Below are 20,459 nucleotides of genomic sequence, written 5' to 3'. Positions count from 1 at the left end.
CCCTGGAGATGGACCCCTCGCGCTCGCGGTGCACCTCGTTGAAGCGCGCCCCCAGCGGGGCGTAACCGGGACCGAGAAGGAGCCGCGTCCCACGCGGCCCGTATGTGCGCCCGTAGAACCCCTCGTCGACGTCGGTGGAGTAGTTCGCGATGAGCGAGAGGGAGCCGAGATCGCCGCCCTTGCTGCCCAGGTAGCAAACCTTCGCATGGGGAGACAATCTGTCGACATACCCGGAGGTGACGGCATATGTGTCGACGAGCACGACGGGATCATTCTGCCCATCGCAAAGCCCGCATAGGACCTTGGAGCCCTCGGCGAGCTCTCGCCAATCGGTACCGAGCACGCGAGCAGCGAAGCCGCGGCCCCCGATGACGTCAACCGGCCCTTCATCAGAGAGGACGAACTCCACGTCTGCGCCGAATCCCGCTAAGGCGTCCGCTAGGGACAGGCAGCGCATCACGTGACCACCGGAAATAGCCGGGTTCGCATCCGTCCGAATGTATATCTTCCTATGAAAAGAGCCTTGCATGCTCTCCCCTCTCAAGCTCTCTGCGATAATCTTCCATCAGAACGTAAGGGTCGCCGTAAAGCGGTCTGAAGCCGAGCTCCTCTTTGATCTTCGTGTTGTCCATCCTTGGGAAAGAGCCGTTGTTTGGCCTACTCGGATCAGACGAGACTTCTGACTCTCCGCACTCGCCGGCAAAGGCCCTGGCGGTCGCTTCGGCGAGTTCCAAGATTGAGAAATTCTCATCGTAGGAAACATTATAGAGACCTTGGCCATCGCTGCTCTCCAGTGCATCCGCGATAGCACGCGCCATGTCTTTCACATATAGGACGTCCTTTGGGGTGTCGGGATCGCCGAATACGGTAATCTCCTCCCCGATTGCCGCGCGCTCCATAAATATCTGAAGGCCCGATTTAATCACGACACCGTCTTTTGCAAAAGAGCCGTGTGGACCGACTCCGTATATCGACGGGATCCTCAGCCATATGTTCTTCATGCCGTAGCGCTCGTTATAGTAGCGGAGCATCTCCGCCTTCTCGTTATTGCTCACAACGTATGCGGCGTGATCATCTGTATACGAGAACATCGGTCGAGTCTCTTCCGTTATGATCGCCTCTGCAGGATACAGCCTGCAGTCAAACCGCGACACGATGTCAACGAGTCGGTTTACCCCGTGCCCGCGCAGCCAGTTGAGAAGATTGATGGTGCCGACAACGTTGGTCTGGATGTAATCTGCGATGTCCTCTGATTCCGAGTCCTTCTCGATATTGGCAGGCATTCGGGCGGCAAGGGACACCGCGGCATCGATCTTCCAGCCGTCAAGCGCGCTCAAAGTCCCAGGCTCAACCATATCCACCATCACGTATGGCACACCGAGTCTCTCGTAATGGGCCTTAAAGTTCTGATTTCTGCCAGTTGCTATAACCTCATGTCCGCGAGCGAGTAGCTCGTCAACCGCATACACGCCGATAAAACTCGAACCGCCAATCACCAGAAATCTCAGGTTAAGCCACCTTTCTCCAACTCACACAGGAGAAAATCGGCTCAACAATGACTACGTTAGCGAGCCACCCCCCCCGCCGTCGCTTGCACAGAACAGTTCCGGCATCACGCCGCGCTCTTCCTCGCATTTCCAGTCCGCCATCAAATCGCGGAAGTCGGCAAACCTGGGCTCGTAACCGAAATCGCGTCGAGCGCGGGAGATGTCGAAGGAGTACGGGCGTATGCCGTTGCCCCTGGAGCTGTCGACACGCACCTCAGAGGTGCCGTCGGCGCCCGCGAAGACCCCAGCGATCGCCTCGGCCTGCTCACGGAGGGAGACCGGCCGTCCTGACCCGATGTTGTACAGGCCCTCCGCGACATCGCTGCCGCCAGCACGGACGAAGGCCTGCGCGACGTCCTTCACGCTCACGATGTCGCGCTTCGCGCCGTCGGCATCGCCGAAGACCGTGATGGGCTCGCCGGACTTGGCCTTGTCGACGAATATGCCGATCCCGGACCTCCTCACCGCGCCATTGACGCGAAGGGACCCGTGGGGCCCGCAACCGTAGACGGGAGGGAGCCGGAAGACGCAGTTCCTCATCCCGTACTGCTCGTTGTAATAGAAGAGGAGGTCGGCGGAGGCGTTCTTCGAGATGACGTAGGCCGCATGGTCTCCGCTCAGCCTGAAATCGCGCGGCCAGTCCTCTCGGACGGGGGCCGAGGGGCTCCAGCGGTTCTGCACGTCCGCGTAGGAGGTCGTCGACACGATGCGCCCCACGCCGACCCCACGCGCCCACTCGAGCAGATAAGCCGTCCCCAGGGCGTTCGTCCGGATGTACTCGGCGGCGTCGTCCTCGCTGGAAAGGTTGAAATCCGAGTTCGCTGGCAGCCTGCCCGCGAGATGCGCGACGAAGTCGACGTCTTGAGGTAGCTCGCCGAACCCCGAGGGGTCGTCTAGGTCAAACGGACGGTACTCGACGCCCAGCCGCCGGTAGTGGTCGGCGAAGCGCCGGTTCCTCCCCGTACCGACCACGGAATAGCCAGCCTCCAAAAGAGCATCCACCACGTAGGCGCCTATGAAGCTCGACGCCCCTATGACGAGACATTTCTTAGCCAAAACGGCCTCCTTCCAACATGGCGAAAGTACTACAGGTCCGCCGCAGTAATCGGCTCGCCGAACTTGATCTCGCGCTTCGCGGCGCGCCCCAGAAGATCATCGAGGTGCTTAGGTGCGAGGCCGTGCGCCGGGCGGATGCTGCGAACGTTCTCGCTCGTGAACTTCTCTCCGGGCGCGATGTCCCTCACTGCGTAGAGGGAGCGGCGGCCGGCGAGGCCCCTCTCCTCCCTCTCGGAGCGCTCGTACGTCACCCGCCCGACGGATGCCTTCGCGCGGCGCACGTCGCGGACCATAGCGCTGAACTCAGCCGGTTCCATAGAGAACTCCGAGTCCACGGTCTTCTGCTTGCGGGAGATGCAGTAGTGCTTCTCTATGACGCTCGCGCCCAGCGTGGCGGCGGCGACATCGACACCCCAGCCCATCGAATGATCGGAGAGGCCCACCGCGCAGCCGAAGCGGGCGCCCATGTCGGCCATCGTCGCGATGTTCATGTCCTCGTACACGGCGGGGTACTCGCTCGTGCACTTCAGGAGCACAATCCGCTCGTTGCCCACGGAGCGGCACGCCTCCACGGCGTCGGCAATCTCGTCGATGCCGCCCATCCCGCAGGAGATGACCATCGGCTTGCCCTTCGAGGCGGCGTAGCGTATGAGCGGCACGTCGACGAGCTCGGGGGATGCGATCTTGTACATCTCGCAACCAATGGACTCGAGGAAGTCGACGGAGGTGGGGTCGAAGACCGAGGAGAGGAAGTCCATCCCCAGCCGCTCGCATTCCTCCTTGATCTCGGCCTGCCACTCCCAGGGGGTGTGCGCCTCCTCGTACAGGTCGTAAAGGGTGCGCCCCTCCCAGAGACCGCCCGGCGTGGTCTGGAAGTCGGGGGAATCGCAGTCGATGGTGATCGTGTCGGCGGTGAAGGTCTGCAGCTTCAGGCAATCTGCCCCCGCCTCTGCGGCCGAGCGGACGATCTCCATCGCCTTGTCCACGCTGCCGCCGTGGTTCCCGCTCATCTCCGCGATGAAATATACCTCACCGCGCTCAATGGTCTCAAATAGCTTCATATCCTCAATCCTCCTGAATCATTGACAGGTACTTCTGCTCCGCGATCTCCCAATCCTCGAGCGTGTCGATGTCCTGGACGTACTTGCTCGGGATACGAAGCGCGCGAGTCCGCTCGGTGATAAAGCTGCCGCTCCTTTTGAAGGCCTCGGTGTTGGCGAAGTAGAAGCGCCCACAGTCATGGACCATCTCGGGGAGGTCCTGGCTCCGGGCCTGGGCGTATTCCGGGAACGCGTACCCGACAGACCCATCCTCCCCGACCTTGAACCCGCGAAGCGGGGGGAAATCGAAGGAGGTCACCGGGATCACCGAGCTCGCTCCTCCATCCAGTATCGACGCGGCCTCCCGCAGTTCGGACGCTCTCACGAAGGGTGCGGTGGGATAGAGGCAGCATATCGTATCAAAAGAGGCCCCCCTCCTTTGATACTCATCAAGCACCTCGCACAGCACGTCGGCCGTGGTAGCGTAGTCGCTGCTCGCCGCCTCGCTTCGCATGAACGGAACCTCGGCGCCGCATCCGCGCGACACCTCCGCGATCTCGTCGTCGTCGGTCGAGACCATCACCGTGTCGAAGACACCGCTCGCGAGGGCGGCCTCTATGGAGTAGGCGATGATCGATTTGCCGCAGAACTCCTTGATGTTCTTGCGCGGGACGCGCTTGGAGCCGCCGCGCGCCGTTATTATGCAGATGCTAGTCATAGAAGAACACCCCGTTTGCATGGGAATCTACGGCAGCCTTCCGGTTTTCCTTGATGACGAGGTTCGGGCTCTCTCCGAAGACGATGGAGTTGCTCGGAACGTCTTGGTCCTTTATGCAGGCGTTGGCCCCGATGATTACGTTATCGCCGATGCGACAGCCCCCGACGACCTTGCTGTCGCTCATCATGAAGACGCGTTTACCGAATCTGGGGTAGACGCCGTTGTTGTTGCCAACGGTGCAGCCCTGCGAGAACGTGAAGTAGTCTGCGTACTCAGCGCGCCCCATAACGGCACCAAGAGGATGGTCGAAAGTGAAGATATCGGGCAGCTCGACCTCGTAATACAGGTCTGCGGAACTAAGGGCCCGATTCAGCGCATAGATCTTATCGCACACGGAGCGCACCCCCCCCCGGTGGTGAATCTCGTTGGATAGGGTGTAGAGGAAATGGGCCCACTGGCATCCGTGCAAGGGATCAAAGATCACCTCTCCATCACGACTGTAGTACTTGTTCTTGATACGGATGAAGCGCTCCTCGAGCCTGCCCAAGGTTGCTGTCCAGGCGTCATCGATAGCCTCGCGCTCCGCATCGCTCAACGGAAAAAGACTCACGATCTGTCTTACGAGCTGAGCCCTCACCTCAGTCTCGGACGCCATGAGCCTCATCGTCTCGTCCCCTTGTTGGCGCGGCACCACTCGACGACCTTCGTCACGGCGTCGACAACGAGCTGCGCGTCGTCGTCGGTGAGGCCGCAGTGCAACGGCAGCGTCACGCAGCGATCGTAGTAGTCCTCGGCGTTGGGGCATTCGCCGCGGCCATGCCCCAGGTCCTTGTAGTAGGGCAGCAGGTACACGGGCAGGTAGTGAACGTTCACCCCCAGGTTCTCCGCGCGCAGCGCATCGAAGATCCAGCGACGGGTGACGCCCAGGGCATCAGTGTCGAACTTCAAGCAGTACAGGTGCCGCACCGTATCCTCGGGGGTCGCATCGATTTGGAACTGCACCTCAGGGATCTCGGAGAAACGCTCGTTGTAGAAGGCCACGAGCTCCTTGCGACGGGTCCCGAACTGCCCGAGGCGCTCCATCTGGCTCACGCCCAGCGAAGCTTCGATGTCGCTGATGCGGTAGTTGTAGCCCAAGACGAGCTGCTCGTAGTACCAGCCGCCTTGGTCCTTCTCGCGCATGAACCCATGATCGCGCGTGATGCCGTGCTTGGCGTAAAGCTCCACCATCTTGCCCAGCTCGGAGTCGTTGGTAGCCACCGCACCGCCCTCGCCGGTGGTTATGGTCTTCACCGGATGGAAGCTAAACGTCGTGATGTCCGCGATGGAACCCACGGCGCGGCCGTCATGACGCGTACCGATGGAATGGGCTGCGTCCTCGATGAATGTCAGCCCGTTCTCATCGCAGATCTTGCGGATCTCATCGGAATCGACATGCACGCCGCCGAAGTCCACCGCCACGATCGCCCTCGTCTTGTCGGTCAGCTTCTCACGGATCGACGTGGGGTCGATGTTCCAGGTGCCGGGGTCGATGTCGGCGAACACCGGGGTCGCGCCGCAGTAGCGCACGCAGTTGGCGGAGGCGGCAAAGGTGATGGGCGACACGATCACCTCGTCGCCGGGCTTGATCCCGGCGGACAGGCACGCCACATGCAGCGCTGCGGTGCCGTTGGCCACCGCTGTCACGAACTTGGCGCCGGTCGCCGCCTTGATGGACTCCTCGAAGGCCTCTGTCGCGGGACCGCAGGTAAGATAGTCGCCGCGAAGGCAATCGACCACCGCTTTGATGTCGTCCTCGTTGATGTCCTGATGGCCGTAGCCCAGAACCCTTGAACTGGTAGGCGTCCCGCCGTTGATTGCGAGCTCTTCCATGTTAAACCTCCTGTCTGATCGCCATTCCGCTAGCCTCTGGGTGAGATGTTTAGGTTCGGCGACTTACCGTATACAACAGAGCCGTCGGGAACGCTCTCGTCCCTCACGACGGCGCCCTCTCCGATTAGGCAGCCGTCACCGATGCGCGAGTCTCCAAGCACTTTGCTGCCGGCGCACATCTGCACGTCACGCCCGATGACGGGATAAATCTCATTGAGGTTTCCGACCGTGCAGCCCTGTGTGAACGAGAACCCCTCGCCGTAGGAGGCGCGCCCCATGAAAGAGCCGGTCGGGTGGTCGAAGGCGAAGGTCTCGGGCATCTCCACCTCGTAGTACAGGTCGCAACCGGATACCGCCTTCATCTGGCCGTATATCTTGTCACAGACAACGCGGGCGGCCTCGGAGTTGTCCCTTTCCTCGCGATAGATGGTGTTCGCGGTGAGGTACAGGAACAGGGCCCATTGACAGGTATGCAGGGGATCGAAGTAGGCCTCGCGCTCCCCCGCCGCGTTGAGCTTCCAGTAATACTTGTTGTCGTTGGCCGAGATGTTGCGCTCAAGCCTCTCCAGCGTGCGCTCCATATGCTTGGTGATCAGGCGCTCGTCCTCGATGGACTTGAAGAAATTGTTGCCGATCTGGTTGAGCAGCATGTCCTTGACGTCTCGCAGCGGGAATCGGTAAATCATCTTGCCCTCCTTCAGATATGGCGGATGCCGTCGAGCTCTTCACGGACGTAGTCGGCGGTCATGATCTTCTTCACGGTGCCCTCCACGTCCAGCCGATTCGTATTGTGGGAGGTGTAGGCCTCGTCGGCCATGGTCTGCGCATCGCGTCCGAGCTCGGCATTGTCGTAGTTCAGGCCGCGGATGTCCGCCGCGACGCGATAGTAGCCGCCCATGTCTTCCGATCTCAGGCGCTCCTCGCGCGTCATGAGCGTCTCGAACAGCTTCTCGCCGTGGCGCGGGCCGATGATGCTCGTCCCCGTGTCGCCGAACAGCTTCTGGACCGCCTTTGCCAGGTCTCCGATGGTGCTCGCGTCTGCCTTCTGGATGAACAGGTCACCGGGGTTTGCATGCTCGAATGCGAACTTCACGAGGTCGACGGCCTCATCGAGGTTCATCAGGAAGCGGGTCATGCTCGGATCCGTAATGGTGATAGGGTTACCGGCGCGGATCTGGTCGATGAAGAGCGGGATGACAGAACCGCGCGAGCACATGACGTTGCCGTAGCGGGTGCAGCAGACGACCGTGCCGCCCTTCTCCGCCGACCTACGGGCGTTAGCGAAGATGACGCTCTCCATGAGGGCCTTGGATTTCCCCATGGCGTTGATGGGGTAGGCCGCCTTGTCCGTTGAAAGGCAGACGACGCGCTTGACACCGGCGTCCGAGGCGGCGTGAAGGACGTTGTCCGTGCCCTCAATGTTGGTACGGACGGCCTCCATGGGGAAGAACTCGCATGAGGGGACCTGCTTCAAGGCAGCAGCATGAAAGATGTAATCCACCCCGTGCATCGCGTCGCGGACCGACTGGATGTTGCGAACGTCGCCGATGTGGAACTTCACTTTGGCGACGTGGTCCGGGTAGCGAGCTTGGAGCTCGTGCCGCATGTCGTCCTGCTTCTTCTCATCACGGGAAAAGATGCGAATCTCCCCCACGTCGGAAGTCAGGAAATGCTTAAGGACGGTGTTTCCAAAGGAACCAGTCCCTCCCGTGATCATTAGAGTTGAACCGTTGAATGTTGACATGAGGCTACTATCCTTTCCATAAGTAACTGACCGGTAATTAATTGAAGGGACTAGCGGATACCTCAGCGCCCACCACCTGCGAGTTTGCGCATGAGTGAAACCGCTTCGGAGAGCTCCTTAAACTTGAAGAGCCTTGCTCCACCCAGGTAAACAAGGGAAAATGCGATACACTGGGCAAAAAGCTCGGGCACGTAGTCCAAGTTCAAAAGACGAACGCCGAGCCCTGCCGCGGCAGCAGCAAATGAGAGGCCGAGTATCGGCAGGACATCCTTGATCTGGCACAGAGCCGAGTAGCCGTGCAGTCGTTTTGCGGGCACGGCGTCAACAAAGAGGATTGAGAGGATGCCCACAAAGAAGTTCGCCCAAGCCGTCGCGTAGATATCATGAGTGAGGGCGGCGGTGATCCAGATGATCGCGCCTCCGCCTAGTACCTTGATGATCTGGAGGCGCATATAGAGCGAGCTGTCACCCAATGCCATATATGCGCGCAGATTGACAAGCTGAAGCATCAGTATCGCGTTCGAGATGCAAGTCAGCTGAAAAATGGGCACGCACGCAAGCCATTTCCCGGACAAGAGGATGACGACGAGCGGCTCCGCCGCGACGGCGACCAACAGGGATATGGGAGCAACGATAAACGTGCCAAGAGTGAGCCCACGGCGTATTGCATCGCGCAATGCTCCGACATCCCCCTTAATAGAAGAAAACATCGGAAAGAGCACGTTTGCGATGGCATTGCTCATCACACCGATAGCCGCTATGGGATACTTGCGGCCCTGGCTGTAAAGGCCAAGCTCCCCAGAAGAACAGGCGCGCCCAAGGACGAGCTCAGAAATGCCCGAGTAAAGGACATTCAGGATGCCGGTAATGCATATTTTCCAACCATATCCGAACAAATCCCTTGCCTCAGCAACATCGAATAATAACTTTGGCTTCCAGCTAACTTGAGTCCACATGACAATGCAGATAAACACGCTTTGCAGCAGGGACTGTACAACAAGCGCCCAAACACCAAAACCGAAGAATGCGAGAGCGATACCACCAATGCCCGAGGCGAGCGCAGCGGCTGTCGTGGCGATGAATATTCCTTTGAAATTCATGGACCGCTGCAGAAATGAGCGCTGGATAGAGTTCGCTGAATTGAAGAAAACAATGAGCCCGAGCACACGAAGATACGTGATCAAGTCCGGCATATTGTAGAAAACGGCAATAGCGGGCGCACCGAGAAAAATGCCGACATAGAGCATTGCGGCAAGCCCGATGCTGAGCCACCATGCAGTGGAATAAGAACCGTCATTCGCGTCGCTCTTCTGGATTAGAGCCATTCCAAGGCCGCTCTGCGCGATGGAATCTGCAACTTGCGTCACAACGAGCAAGATAGCCAAGACACCGAATGCTTCTGGGGAAAGTAAGCGAGCAAGAATAATCTGGACAACCATTATGATTGCTTTGGAACCACCCTGCTCGAGGAAACTCCAGAGAAATGACGAAGTATTGCTCTTAGCGCTTGTCATTGACGCCCCCTGAGATCAGGCAATCGTTCACCTTGCTGTCACTAGAAGCAATCGAGGTGCCATATAAACCACGGCTAAACAAGATAAGAATCGTGATTGAAAGCAAAACGCTTAAATCAAAGAACGGCGACAGCAGAAGCATGCTTCGAAAGACGGCCCATGCCCTCCAGATAATGAAACAAGCGAGCGAAGAGAAGACTTCTCGCCCATGTATAACTTTAATCATTAGATTAACCAGGCAGACGGTTCCGAAAGCAGTCAATACGCTGAAGCCAACCGTTCCAAATGGGCCAAAATAATAATACATGCTTGGATAAGCAGCTTCGGTATATCTCGAACCTGATGACAGCTTTGAATCCACAAGGTCCGTAGGAGCGTTTAAATACATCATCTTATAGATGCCATATCTATCACCACGGCATTCGCTGATAGACTTCTCACCAATAGCCAAACCATTCAATTCGTCCGAGAACTCATCTATGCCGTCACAAGGCGAATAGGTACTATACGTAGACCACCATAGCTGTCCTTGTTGTGCAGTCCTATTAAAGAAAAACTCGGAAGCGGTGTCTGAGGATGCTGCAAAGCTATGTGCGAATACCGACAATCCAAGCAATAACCCGAGAACAACAAAAGCCCCGATAAGAAGCTTGTATATAAACTTCCTACTAAAAGTCACTACTTTATCGTAGTAGACGAAAGTCGCCAGACTAAGTAACGAATAAAAGCCGCTGAATTTGATCCCAGTCCAAAACAGATATAAACAGAACACAAAGATTGCAAGCCACCCGCTCTTCCTGTAGCCAAAACGAACAGCGATGAGCGGAATGATGCAAAGAATCATCGAAGCGGAGTGGAGGTATCTCCAAATGCCTGATAAATACTGCGAAGAATAACTAAAACGATCGACTCCATGAATGAACGATGGGTTTGGCAAAGCATGCAAAAACATCATTACAATCATCAAGAGCACGCTAGCATGAAGCCATTTGAACCATTTCCACTCTTTGCGAACAGGAACTTCGGTTAATAATTTTTTATCATCTGCACCAAATGCCCCATCAAACCTATGCAAGCAGGACAGAAAGATAAAATAGCTCAGGATCAGAAGCGGTAAAGACCCTGAATAAAAGACAGTTTTGCGTAATTCTGGTAAGTACCCGCCAAGAAATTCGCACGAAAAGCAACCTGCTATAGCCGCGACTATACCAAACAGTACACTGAAGTATTTTATGAGAAAAGAAGGTGCGGCAATGCAAGTGTATACACCGAATAGCAAGAAGCCTATAAGGCTTGCAAGGGAGGCAATGGGGAAATCAGACAGTAGCGTTGTAATTAAAAAGAACAGACAAAACAATACAAGAGCGCTAGATGAAAGACCGGAATCCGCTCTCCGTAATTCTACAGCCTTATTTGTCAAAGAAACCATGTGTGTCCAATGCTGCTCAGTGAGCCCCTTTAAGGAAGAAGCAGAATTCGTCAACAGATTCGGGTGTCTCGTAGTAATCGCCAAAAAGCGAATCCATACTTCTGCAGAACAGAGCAAAGCCATCTGAGGCCTCGCCATCAGGTATTAACGCATTTAGGCTGATCCCACTGCAGCCAAAAACGGCAGATGCAGTAATCATCGCGGTGCTGCACAAACTCGCAATGCACAACGGCGGTTCATCTAAATCCCCTAGAATATCCTCCAGGGCAACACCACGCCTTGAATCTATAAATGCGTCAAACCCATTGTATATTTCGAAATCGCTTTCCCTAGGATGAAGCTTGATTACCATCGGGACTCCCAAACGCCTTGATACCTGATATGCAGCATCAATGGCGCAACGATGAGCACCAAGCGAAATCGAACCTACTTCCACAAGTGGATATTGTGAGCAAAAAACGACAGCGTTTTTGTATTTGTCATTGTGCGAACTCAGTAAAAAACCAGCGCTCTTTGCATTCAATTCGAAGCTTTGTTTTACGAAAGCAGCATTGGTAGTAGATAGTGTTCCATCGCATTCGAAAAGATAGAACGACTCGTATCTTTTTTTCTCTTCTAATTCGGAAACTAATTTGGGAAGTTCATGCTGCTCATAGTTAAATAACCAATTGCGCATCAGTGCGCTGAACCCATGCAATCCACGGTCTCTTATGCTTTGCTTCGCCCAGTCCTCTGTAGTCGTAAGATACGATCCGACACCTTCATCGAGTAAAATGTAAGAAAGGCGACAATTAAGCTTTAAAGCAGAAAAGCTATCAAATATCGATCCCGGGAAAGATGGGTTTGCGACATAAACCACGCGACCGCTTTCTTTTTTAGATTGCAAAAAGGGCAAAGCCAAGCGACATGCAAAAGCTTGAATCATGGAAGTCCAACCGCCGTCGCCGCGGTCGAGGTAGGCAACACTCAATCCAGGTGCACTTACTTCAGCTGAAACTAAATAGCCATCCTTATTGTGGCGATCGATAAGGATGATTCCAGAATTAACTAAATGGTCCGCACGCAATTTAAGATAAGAAGCGACTGCCATCCTCACATGCCAAGGGGTGATGGCGACACCGACATAATCAAAGCCTCCGGATTTAATACAGGAAACGATGCTTCTTCGATCCGGCTCAATGCCAAGGTACGCGGCACTTGCGTGTCCTCTGTTTCCCGTCAGTTGCATACTTGTTCCTTAAGCTCATGCTCCCAATCGCGCGGTACAAACCTTACTGATTCGATCTTCGCGAGGTCGAGCGCGGAACGCTCCGGCCTCGGGGCGATGGGCCCCTCGGCTCCGGCATAGTACTCGGAGGTCGTGACGGGCACCACCTTGTCGCCGTTGCCGTTGGCGAGGTCGAACACGCGGGCAGCTATCTGCGCCCAGGACTCCACCGGGCCCGACCCGGTGAGGTTGTAGGTGCCGTGCGGCGCGGGTGCGGAGGGCTCGACGTCCCCCTCCCGGTAGCCGAGCAGCCAGAGGATCCCCTCGGCCATGTCGCGCGTGAAGGTGAGCCGGCCGTACTGGTCGTCGACCACGGTCACGCGCCCGAGGGCGTCGGCCGGGTCGGCCACGCGATCCGAGAGCCCCCTCATCGTCCGGACGAAGTTGCGGCCCTCGCCGATCACCCAGCTGGAGCGCACGATGTAGTGGCGCGGGCAGCCGGCCACGGCGAGGTCGCCCGCGGCCTTGGACTGGCCGTAGACGGACAGCGGGCTGAAGGGCTCGTCCTCGGCGTGGACCTCCGCCGTCCCGTCGAAGACGTAGTCGGAGGACACGTGCACCAGGGCGATGCCGTGCTCGGCGCAGGTGCGGGCGAGAAGGGCCGGGCCCGTCGCGTTGGCCCTCCAGGCCGCCACGCGGCCCTCGGGGGTCTCGGCCTTATCGACCGCGGTGTAGGCGCCGCAGTTGACGACGGCGCCGTAGAGCGGCCAGTCGTACTGACCGTAGGCCGCCGGGTCGGACATGTCGAAGTTGTCGATGTCGCAGAAGTCGAACCAGGGGCTAAGGCCGCGCTCCTCGGCGAGCGCGCGCACCGCCCGTCCCAGCTGGCCGTTGCAGCCGGTGACCAGCGTGCGGCGGGGCGCCATCGGCAGGGCGTCGGCGAGATACGGGTGGTTGAGGTCGGCCTCGGAGACGGTCGCCTGCCCGAGCGGGATGGGCCACTCGATGCCGAGCGCCGGGTCGGCGAGGTTGACGAAGGTGTAGGTGGACTTGAGCTCGGCGGACCAGTGGGCGTTCACCAGGTAGGTGTAGGCGGTGCCGTCCTCGAGCGCCTGGAAGGAGTTGCCCACGCCGCGGGGCACGTAGACCGCCTTCCCCGGGTCGATCACGCAGGTGAAGACCTCGCCGAAGCTCTTCCCCGGGCGCAGGTCCACCCAGGCGCCGAAGACCGATCCTGTGGCCACGGAGATGTACTTGTCCCACGGCTCGGCGTGCACTCCGCGGGTGACGCCGCGCTGCGCGTTGAAGGATATGTTGTTCTGCACGGGGCCCAGGTCGGGCAGGCCGAGCGCGACCTGCTTGGCGCGCTGCCAGTTCTCCTTGAACCAGCCGCGGGCGTCCCCGTGGACCGGCAGGTCGAACACGAGCATGCCGGGTATGTTGGCGGTCTCGGCCGCGAGGGCCTTCTCGAACTCGATCTCAGCCATGGCTCCCCTCCTACTGCCCCTGCGCCCGGTAGCGGGCCTCGGTGGCCTCCTTGGCCGGGCGCCACCGGGACTCGTTCTCGCGGTACCACGCGATGGTCTCCGCGAGTCCCGCGGCGAAATCGGTGTGTTGGGGCTCCCAGCCGAGCTCGCGGCGGAGCTTCGCGCTGTCGATGGCGTAGCGGCGGTCGTGGCCGGGGCGGTCGCGCACCCAGTCGAAGTCGTCCTCCGGGCGGCCGAATGCGCGCAGGATCTCGCGCAGGACCGCGAGGTTGTCGCGCTCCCCGTCGGTGCCGATCAGGTAGGTCTCGCCGATCGCGCCCTTGGTCAGGATGGTCCACACGGCGGAGCTGTGGTCCTCGGTGTGGATCCAGTCGCGGACGTTGCGCCCGTCGCCGTAGAGCCTGGGGCGCACCCCGTCGATCAGGTTGGTCACCTGGCGCGGGATGAACTTCTCCACGTGCTGGTAGGGCCCGTAGTTGTTGGAGCAGTTGGAGATGGTCGCGCGCAGGCCGAACGTCCTCACCCAGGCGCGCACGAGCATGTCGGAGGCCGCCTTGGTGGAGCTGTACGGCGAGCTCGGGCGGTAGGGCGTCTCCTCGGTGAAGCGGGCCGGGTCGTCGAGCGCCAGGTCGCCGTACACCTCGTCGGTGGAGACGTGGTGGTAGCGCACGCCGTATTTCCTGCAGGCCTCGATGAGGGTGTAGGTGCCGCGGACGTTGGTCTCCAGGAAGGGCGAGGGGTCGGCGATGGAGTTGTCGTTGTGGGACTCGGCGGCGTAGTGCACCACGGCGTCGGCCTCAGACAAGAGGCGGTCCACCAGGGCGGCGTCGCAGACGTCGCCCACGACGAGCTCGACGCGATCGGCGGGCAGGCCCGCGATGTTCTCGGGGTTGCCGGCGTAGGTGAGCCTGTCAAGCACGGTCACGTGCACGCCGGGGTGCTCGCGCACCACGTGGTGGACGAAGTTGCTCCCGATGAAGCCGCAGCCGCCGGTGACGACTATGTTCTCGGGCTCGAAGACGGTGTCGGTCATGGTATCTCCCCTAGTGCTCCAGGTTGCGGTTGACGAACTCGCCGGCGGCGACCCTCTTCAGGTGCCGGCCGTACTCGGACTTGCCGTAGCGCTCCGCGCAGGAGAGGAGCGTCTCGCGGTCGATCCAGCCGTTCTCGTAGGCGATCTCCTCCAGCACCGAGACCGGCATGTCCTGGGAGCGCTCCACGGCGCGGACGAACTCGCCCGCCTCGTGGAGGCTCTCCATGGTGCCGGTGTCCAGCCACGCGTAGCCGCGGCCGAGCGTCACCACGGACAGGAGCCCGTCCTCCAGGTACATGCGGTTGAGGTCGGTGATCTCGAGCTCGCCGCGGGCGGAGGGCACGACCCGCTTCGCGCGCTCGGCCACGTCTCCCGGGTAGAAGTACAGGCCGGTGACGGCGTAGCTGGACTTCGGGTGCTCGGGCTTCTCCTCGATGGAGACGGCGTTGAGCTTGTCGTCGAACTCCACGACGCCGAAGCGCTCGGGGTCGTCGACGTGGTAGCCGAAGACGGTGGCGAGCCCGCGGGTCTCGGCGTTCTCCACGGCGCGGCGCAGGTGGCGGCCCAGGCCGTTGCCGTAGAAGATGTTGTCCCCGAGCACCAGGGCGCAGGGCTCGCTGGCGGCGAAGTCCTCGCCGATGACGAACGCCTGCGCCAGGCCGTCGGGGCTGGGCTGGACGGCGTAGGACAGGTTGACGCCGTAGTCCGACCCGTCGCGCAGGAGGCGCTCGAAGTTGGGCAGGTCCGTCGGCGTCGAGATGATCAGGATGTCGCGGATGCCGGCCATCATGAGGACGGACAGCGGGTAGTAGATCATCGGCTTGTCGTAGACCGGCAGCAGCTGCTTGCTGGTGACGGTGGTGAGCGGGTAGAGGCGCGTTCCGCTGCCGCCCGCGAGGATGATGCCCTTCATTTACGCGCTTCCCTTCTCCACTCCGCCAGCAGCCCTTCTTCCGACCCTGTTGCCGAGCAGCCTTGCGGCGCAATCGAACCCGAACGCCACGAATTCCCCGAGCCGCCCCTCCCGGAGCAGCTGCGCGGAGACGGCCTTCACGAGCCGCCCTCCCTCGCCGATCTCCGACGCGCCCATGAGCTCGCTGCCGTGCTCGGCGAGGAACGCACCCACCTCGCGGTTGCGCCTGAACTGCTGCGCGGGCGTGAGGTTGTGGGAGTGGTAGACGGCGGCGCGCGGCTCGTAGGCGACCTTGCGGCCGGCGGCGATGAGGCGCGCCGCCATGAGCATGTCCTCGTTGGTGTTGACCGGGGTGAACCCTCCGCACTCCATGTAGGCGCTCCTGCGGTAGGCGGAGCACACGTCGGAGGCGAAGAACGTCTTGATCCCGTATCTCGGCAGGTCCTCCGCGCCCCTCACGGACGGCTCGTCCGGGTAGTTGAACGCGCGCACGAGCTGCTCGAAGCGGCGGGCGTCGGGCTTGGGGAGCTGCCTGCCGGACACGAGGGCGATCGACCCGTCGGCCTCGAGCGGCGCGATGAGGCTCTCTATGTAGCGATCGCCCGCCGGGACCGCGTCCTGGGTCATGAACAGGGTGTAGTCGCCGGCCGTCCCCATGAACGCCTCGTGCCGCGTGGCGCCGTGGTTGAACTCGGCGCGATCGATGACCTCCAGAGAAACGCCCCAGTCGGCGTAGGAGGCAACGATGTCCCGCGTGGCGTCTTCCGACGAGGAGTCGACGACGAGGACCTCGTCCGGCGCGACCGTCTGGGACAGGAGGCTGTCCAGCAGCCCACCGATCTCGCGCGCCGCGTCGAGAGTCGGTATGACCACCGATACCGAGGGCGTCACTTGCCCGTCCTCTCCACGAACATGGTCTTGAAGGTGCGGACGAAGATCCGCAGATCCAGCGCCAGGCTCGCGTGGCGCACGTAGAAGAGCTCGAGCATCTGGCGGTCGCCGTTCTCCCACGTCGCCTCGTTGCGCTCGGTCACCTGCCACCAGCCGGTGATGCCAGGCTTGCAGGAGAGGAACTCGTCGCGGCCGTCGCCGAACTCGTAGGTCTCCTCGAGCGTCACGGGCCTGGGGCCGATCACGGACAGGTCGCCCGTGAGCACGTTGATGAACTGCGGCAGCTCGTCCAGGCTCGTCCTGCGCAGGAAGCGGCCCACGCGCGTGACGCGCGGGTCGTCGTCGAGCTTCTGCTCTCGCCTCCAGGTCTCCAGCTGCCCGGGCGTCATGTAGCGCTCGGGGTTCGAGTGCGCGTCCGGCACCATGCTGCGCAGCTTCCAGATGTAGATCCTCTTGCCACCGCGGCCGATGCGCTCCTGGCGGAAGAATGGCCTGCCCGGGCTGTCGATGCAGATCGCGGCGCACACCGCGGCCACGGGGATCGCCAGGACGGCGCAGACCCCCGCGGAGAAGCAGACGTCGAACGCCCTCTTGACGAAGCGGTAGCCGGCCCCGCCGGGCTTTGGCGCGGGCACGGTGTCATCTGGGGGCGGGCACTGGAACTCGCCACGCGCGTAGCGACGCGGTTGCAACGCCTCCACCGCGCCCTCGCCCTTCGTATTCACTTCGCTCAAATCAGAACAGCCTGAAACCGACATAGAAGGCTGCCCCCCCCCGCTCACGCCACGCCTCGTTCCGACGCGGCACTGCGGGCTCCTTGCAAGTCCCTCATCAGCCATTTCTCCTTGGAAAGCACGCCCAGGCCCACGCGCGTGGACACTTTGCGGCCGCATACGTCGATCTCCAGCACCGCAGTGCTCTTGCGGCGCCAGATCTCCTTGACCATCGCCTCGTGCCCTACCAACGGACCGCCCGTTATCACCACGCGGTCGCCGTCTTTCACGCCAATGCTCATGGGCACCACGCGGTTCCCAGGCTTGGTGAAGCCACCAATGATCTCGACCTCGTCGGGCGCCAGCGGCACAAACTCATTGCCCTGGGCCAGCAGCCGCGCGAATTCGTCCATGTCGAGCAGCATGGCCTCGACGGCTTTGGGGTCATCGCAAACCGCGATGAGGTACCCCGGCAGCAAGGGCTTTTGCACAGAGACCCACCGACCACGGACCTTGATCTCAGTCTCGTATTTAGGTGAAAACACTTCTTGCAACAGGCACTTGGGCACCACGCGGCCAATGAGCGCGGCCATGGCGTCTTCGCGCCCTTTCATCACCTGAATCACATACCACTGCACGTACATCACCGCCTTAAGAACATTCCTATCGAGGGCGGGAAACGCAAAAGCGGACGCAGGCTAAGGCGAGCCCTATGGCTACGCCCACCCGGTGCATGACCGGCAAAACGTCCGCTATACATTCCCCAACCCACCGAGGTCTGCTCTTGGCACCACGTCGACAAGAGGGTATGGACACGCCGCCTATTGGCAACGGCAATTACCGATACCCCTCCCCCTAAAATATGCGGGCGGTGGATATCAGCTTATCGCTTGGTCAAGTTTACTATTAATAAACCCTTTAGGCGATTCTCTCCATAATATTTATTATTAACGAACTAATTACAGAAAACCCAGCAGTGTGTTTCCTATCGCTAAAACTGGAGGCACCAAATGGGTAAGCAAGACAAAACTGAGCGGGGCAAGACGCAACTTGCCCGACTGCGCAAAGCGCGTGGCCTTACGCAGACGGAAATCGCCTACGACCTTGGTGTAAGCAAAGCGACGTACAGCTCTTGGGAAAGCGGGCGCATTGAATTGGGGGCAGGGCGTATCACCGCCCTGGCCGAACGCCTTTGCTGCACGCCCAACGACATCCTCGGGTTTGCCTCCACCCCCGAGCATGACGAGCCCGCCCGCTACGAACCACTCACCGAGGAGGAGCTTCACGCCATCAAACTGTTCCGTTCCTGCCCGCCCAATATCCGCCACAGCATCCTCGACATCATGCAAACCACCGTGAAAGGCTGGCGGATTGGATAGCGCGCCCCCACTCACTCCGTCATCTTTTATTTATTCCCTCACGTACCCTCCACAACAATGGGTTGACCTCAAGCGAGAAACCATTACTCGCAGAACCAAATCTTGCAATCCTACATGGCAAGATTGATACGAATCTTGACACGCTGCGTTGCAAGATTTTGGAACCCAACGTTACCGCTCGGTCTCCTGCATGGCCTTCGACATGAACTCGACCCCCCTGTCCACCATATAGAGCGGCAAGTTGAGCACTCCGTTGTTCAGCGTGAGATTGCGCTGCGAAAATCTCACCCTGAGCGGCGTTGAGTCTGCATGCTTTTTTGCATAGTACTTAAGGCTGGCAGAATGCACGACCTCGCCCGACTTGACCTCGACAGGCACGAGGTCGTTACCCACCTGAATCAGAAAGTCGACCTCATGCCTGGGTTTCTCGTTCGTCCAGTAACGAGGGCTCGCATCGAGCTGTGGAACCAGCGCCTGGAGCACGTAGTTCTCGGCAAATGCTCCTTTAAACTCCGCGAACAGCGCCGTCTTTTCCGAAAATGCCGTGGCATCCAAGCGAGACAGGCGCCGCAAGAGCCCAACGTCCAGACAATACACCTTGAACGCAGAGGGGCTGTCATAGGCCGAAACTGGCACACCCTTCGCGTCATTAAGCGGAATCTTTCGTATGAGACCGGCCTCTACCAGCCAAGAGACCGCGTCTTCATATTCGCGTGCGCGGGCTCCTTCACGCACCAACCCCCACATAAACTTCTTGTTCTCGCGCGCAAGCTGCGATGGTAGGGAGTTCCAAGCAAGGGAGATTTTGGCAAACTGGGCTGCCCCACCATGCTTGGCAAAATCATTGGTATACGAAACGAGCAGGTCCGAGAGGACGCCATCCACCTGTGCCACATCGCGCGTTGCCACCCAGCGATGCACAACTTCCGGCATGCCGCCCGTTACAAAGTACCTCTGGATCTGCTCATTCAGGCGATCGTTAAATTTGTGCTCGTGTACCTAGACGCAACCTGCTACTTTTCTATGGTGTACCCGACGCCCCAGATGTTCTTGATGAAGCGCGGGTTCTGGGCGTCGTCGCCCAGTTTCTCACGCAGGTGCCGGATGTGCACCATGACGGTGTTGTTGGACCCCGCCATGAACTCCTCGTCCCACACGGCACGGAAGAGCTCCTCAACCGGCACCACGCTCCCGCGATGCTCGGCGAGATACAGCAAAATCGAGTACTCGAGGGGCGTGCAACGCACGGGCTTTTCGTCCACCGTCACCGTGCGAGCATCCTTGTTGATGGAGAGTCCGTTGAACGAGATGATGGGTCCCGTCTCCTCGGCAGCAACAGCCTGCTCGCGACTGCCGTAACTCGTGTACCTGCGAAGTTGCGCCTTGCAGCGCGCCACCAACTCAAGAGGGCGAAACGGCTTGACCATATAATCGTCCGCGCCGAGCGTCAGACCCTCTATCTTATCGGACTGGCTATCGCGCGCGGTGAGCATGATCACGGGGTAGGTGCGCTCAGAGCGAATGGTGCGCAGTAGCTCAAAACCGTCGACGTCGGGAAGCATGATGTCCAGCACAGCAAGGTCGAACTTTTGCTCCAAGATCAGCCGCGCCGCATCGGCGCCCGTATACGCCAGCGTGACGTCATAGCCCTCGTTACGCAGATAGATACCCACCAAATCCGTGATGGTCTTCTCGTCATCCACGACCAGAATGCGCGGCGTCTCCATAGCATGCTCCTTTCGCCCACGCCCATTATGGCGAAGACTCCATTTCCGCGCACCCCTTTACAGATGCATTAAGCAAATGCTAAGCGAAATGCCAAGTAGCCGTTTTATACGTGGGACATCATTTGCGGTAATCTTGAGGCATCGCGCTGAGCGCACTCCCCTGGCTTCCGAATCCCCAAAGAGGTTCTT

At 59.6% G+C, this 20,459-nt stretch carries 21 protein-coding genes; 1 reads left to right on the top strand and 20 read right to left on the bottom strand.

Features of this window, described 5'->3' with window-relative positions; all coding sequences use genetic code 11:
- The 18 genes from ACT8II_RS01280 to ACT8II_RS01195 all read right to left on the bottom strand — a co-directional run.
- On the bottom strand, window positions 1–457 hold a 457-nt coding region (locus tag ACT8II_RS01280; RefSeq protein ID WP_443812837.1), incomplete at its 3' end, for a hypothetical protein.
- Between the two features lie 52 nt (window positions 458–509).
- Window positions 510–1,496, bottom strand: a complete 987-nt coding sequence (locus ACT8II_RS01275; protein ID WP_443812836.1) for an NAD-dependent epimerase/dehydratase family protein — start codon at window positions 1,494–1,496, stop codon at window positions 510–512.
- A 63-nt stretch (window positions 1,497–1,559) separates the two neighbouring features.
- A complete protein-coding gene (locus ACT8II_RS01270; RefSeq protein WP_443812835.1) occupies window positions 1,560–2,603 on the bottom strand; it encodes an NAD-dependent epimerase/dehydratase family protein in 1,044 nt (347 codons plus the stop codon).
- 29 nt (window positions 2,604–2,632) lie between these two features.
- Window positions 2,633–3,664 carry a pseudaminic acid synthase gene (gene pseI / locus ACT8II_RS01265; RefSeq protein ID WP_443812834.1) on the bottom strand — a complete coding sequence of 344 codons (1,032 nt, stop codon included), beginning with the start codon at window positions 3,662–3,664 and terminating at the stop codon, window positions 2,633–2,635.
- Between the two features lie 4 nt (window positions 3,665–3,668).
- On the bottom strand, window positions 3,669–4,361 hold the full coding sequence (gene pseF, locus ACT8II_RS01260; protein ID WP_412108428.1) for a pseudaminic acid cytidylyltransferase: 693 nt from the start codon (window positions 4,359–4,361) through the stop codon (window positions 3,669–3,671).
- Window positions 4,354–5,025 (bottom strand): hypothetical protein, encoded by a 672-nt coding sequence (locus ACT8II_RS01255; RefSeq protein ID WP_412108429.1) that lies wholly within the window; start codon window positions 5,023–5,025, stop codon window positions 4,354–4,356. Before ACT8II_RS01255 ends, pseF begins: the two co-directional genes overlap by 8 nt.
- Window positions 5,022–6,233 (bottom strand): UDP-4-amino-4,6-dideoxy-N-acetyl-beta-L-altrosamine transaminase, encoded by a 1,212-nt coding sequence (gene pseC, locus ACT8II_RS01250; protein WP_443812833.1) that lies wholly within the window; start codon window positions 6,231–6,233, stop codon window positions 5,022–5,024. The genes ACT8II_RS01255 and pseC overlap by 4 nt, the downstream gene beginning before the upstream one ends.
- 29 nt (window positions 6,234–6,262) lie before the next feature.
- Complete coding sequence (locus ACT8II_RS01245; protein WP_412108431.1) at window positions 6,263–6,919, bottom strand: hypothetical protein; 657 nt, start codon at window positions 6,917–6,919, stop codon at window positions 6,263–6,265.
- 11 nt (window positions 6,920–6,930) lie between these two features.
- Window positions 6,931–7,977, bottom strand: a complete 1,047-nt coding sequence (locus ACT8II_RS01240; RefSeq protein WP_412108432.1) for a polysaccharide biosynthesis protein — start codon at window positions 7,975–7,977, stop codon at window positions 6,931–6,933.
- A 62-nt stretch (window positions 7,978–8,039) separates the two neighbouring features.
- Window positions 8,040–9,491 (bottom strand): lipopolysaccharide biosynthesis protein, encoded by a 1,452-nt coding sequence (locus ACT8II_RS01235; RefSeq protein WP_412108433.1) that lies wholly within the window; start codon window positions 9,489–9,491, stop codon window positions 8,040–8,042.
- A complete protein-coding gene (locus tag ACT8II_RS01230) occupies window positions 9,478–10,920 on the bottom strand; it encodes a DUF6418 domain-containing protein (protein WP_443812832.1) in 1,443 nt (480 codons plus the stop codon). Before ACT8II_RS01230 ends, ACT8II_RS01235 begins: the two co-directional genes overlap by 14 nt.
- A gap of 16 nt (window positions 10,921–10,936) precedes the next feature.
- Window positions 10,937–12,148, bottom strand: coding sequence for a polysialyltransferase family glycosyltransferase (locus tag ACT8II_RS01225; RefSeq protein WP_443812831.1), 1,212 nt, complete (start codon window positions 12,146–12,148; stop codon window positions 10,937–10,939).
- Window positions 12,139–13,614, bottom strand: coding sequence for a sugar nucleotide-binding protein (locus ACT8II_RS01220; RefSeq protein WP_443812830.1), 1,476 nt, complete (start codon window positions 13,612–13,614; stop codon window positions 12,139–12,141). Before ACT8II_RS01220 ends, ACT8II_RS01225 begins: the two co-directional genes overlap by 10 nt.
- Before the next feature lie 10 nt (window positions 13,615–13,624).
- Complete coding sequence (rfbB, locus tag ACT8II_RS01215; RefSeq protein ID WP_412108437.1) at window positions 13,625–14,647, bottom strand: dTDP-glucose 4,6-dehydratase; 1,023 nt, start codon at window positions 14,645–14,647, stop codon at window positions 13,625–13,627.
- 10 nt (window positions 14,648–14,657) lie between these two features.
- Entirely contained in the window at window positions 14,658–15,560 is a 903-nt protein-coding gene (gene rfbA / locus ACT8II_RS01210; protein ID WP_443812829.1) for a glucose-1-phosphate thymidylyltransferase RfbA, read from the bottom strand.
- Window positions 15,561–16,451, bottom strand: a complete 891-nt coding sequence (locus ACT8II_RS01205) for a glycosyltransferase (RefSeq protein WP_443812828.1) — start codon at window positions 16,449–16,451, stop codon at window positions 15,561–15,563.
- Entirely contained in the window at window positions 16,448–17,152 is a 705-nt protein-coding gene (locus ACT8II_RS01200) for a sugar transferase (RefSeq protein WP_443812827.1), read from the bottom strand. Before ACT8II_RS01200 ends, ACT8II_RS01205 begins: the two co-directional genes overlap by 4 nt.
- 77 nt (window positions 17,153–17,229) lie before the next feature.
- On the bottom strand, window positions 17,230–17,808 hold the full coding sequence (locus ACT8II_RS01195) for a transcription termination/antitermination NusG family protein (RefSeq protein WP_443812839.1): 579 nt from the start codon (window positions 17,806–17,808) through the stop codon (window positions 17,230–17,232).
- Between the two features lie 366 nt (window positions 17,809–18,174).
- Here ACT8II_RS01195 and ACT8II_RS01190 point away from each other — a divergent pair, with 366 nt between their 5' ends.
- On the top strand, window positions 18,175–18,543 hold the full coding sequence (locus ACT8II_RS01190; protein WP_118653007.1) for a helix-turn-helix domain-containing protein: 369 nt from the start codon (window positions 18,175–18,177) through the stop codon (window positions 18,541–18,543).
- Window positions 18,544–18,714: 171 nt separating this feature from the next.
- On the opposite strand, the gene ACT8II_RS01185 is transcribed toward ACT8II_RS01190, so the two are convergent.
- Window positions 18,715–19,476: a DUF4143 domain-containing protein gene (locus ACT8II_RS01185; RefSeq protein WP_407496889.1), complete on the bottom strand. Its 762-nt coding sequence runs from the start codon at window positions 19,474–19,476 to the stop codon at window positions 18,715–18,717.
- Between the two features lie 80 nt (window positions 19,477–19,556).
- Entirely contained in the window at window positions 19,557–20,270 is a 714-nt protein-coding gene (locus ACT8II_RS01180; protein WP_294123067.1) for a response regulator transcription factor, read from the bottom strand.
- Window positions 20,271–20,459: the final 189 nt, after the last annotated feature.

It is taken from the genome of Collinsella sp. (genome assembly GCF_052346665.1).
Lineage (GTDB): Bacteria > Actinomycetota > Coriobacteriia > Coriobacteriales > Coriobacteriaceae > Collinsella.
Note: the sequence above shows the minus strand (reverse complement) of the source record. Positions and strands in the feature narration are given on the sequence as shown.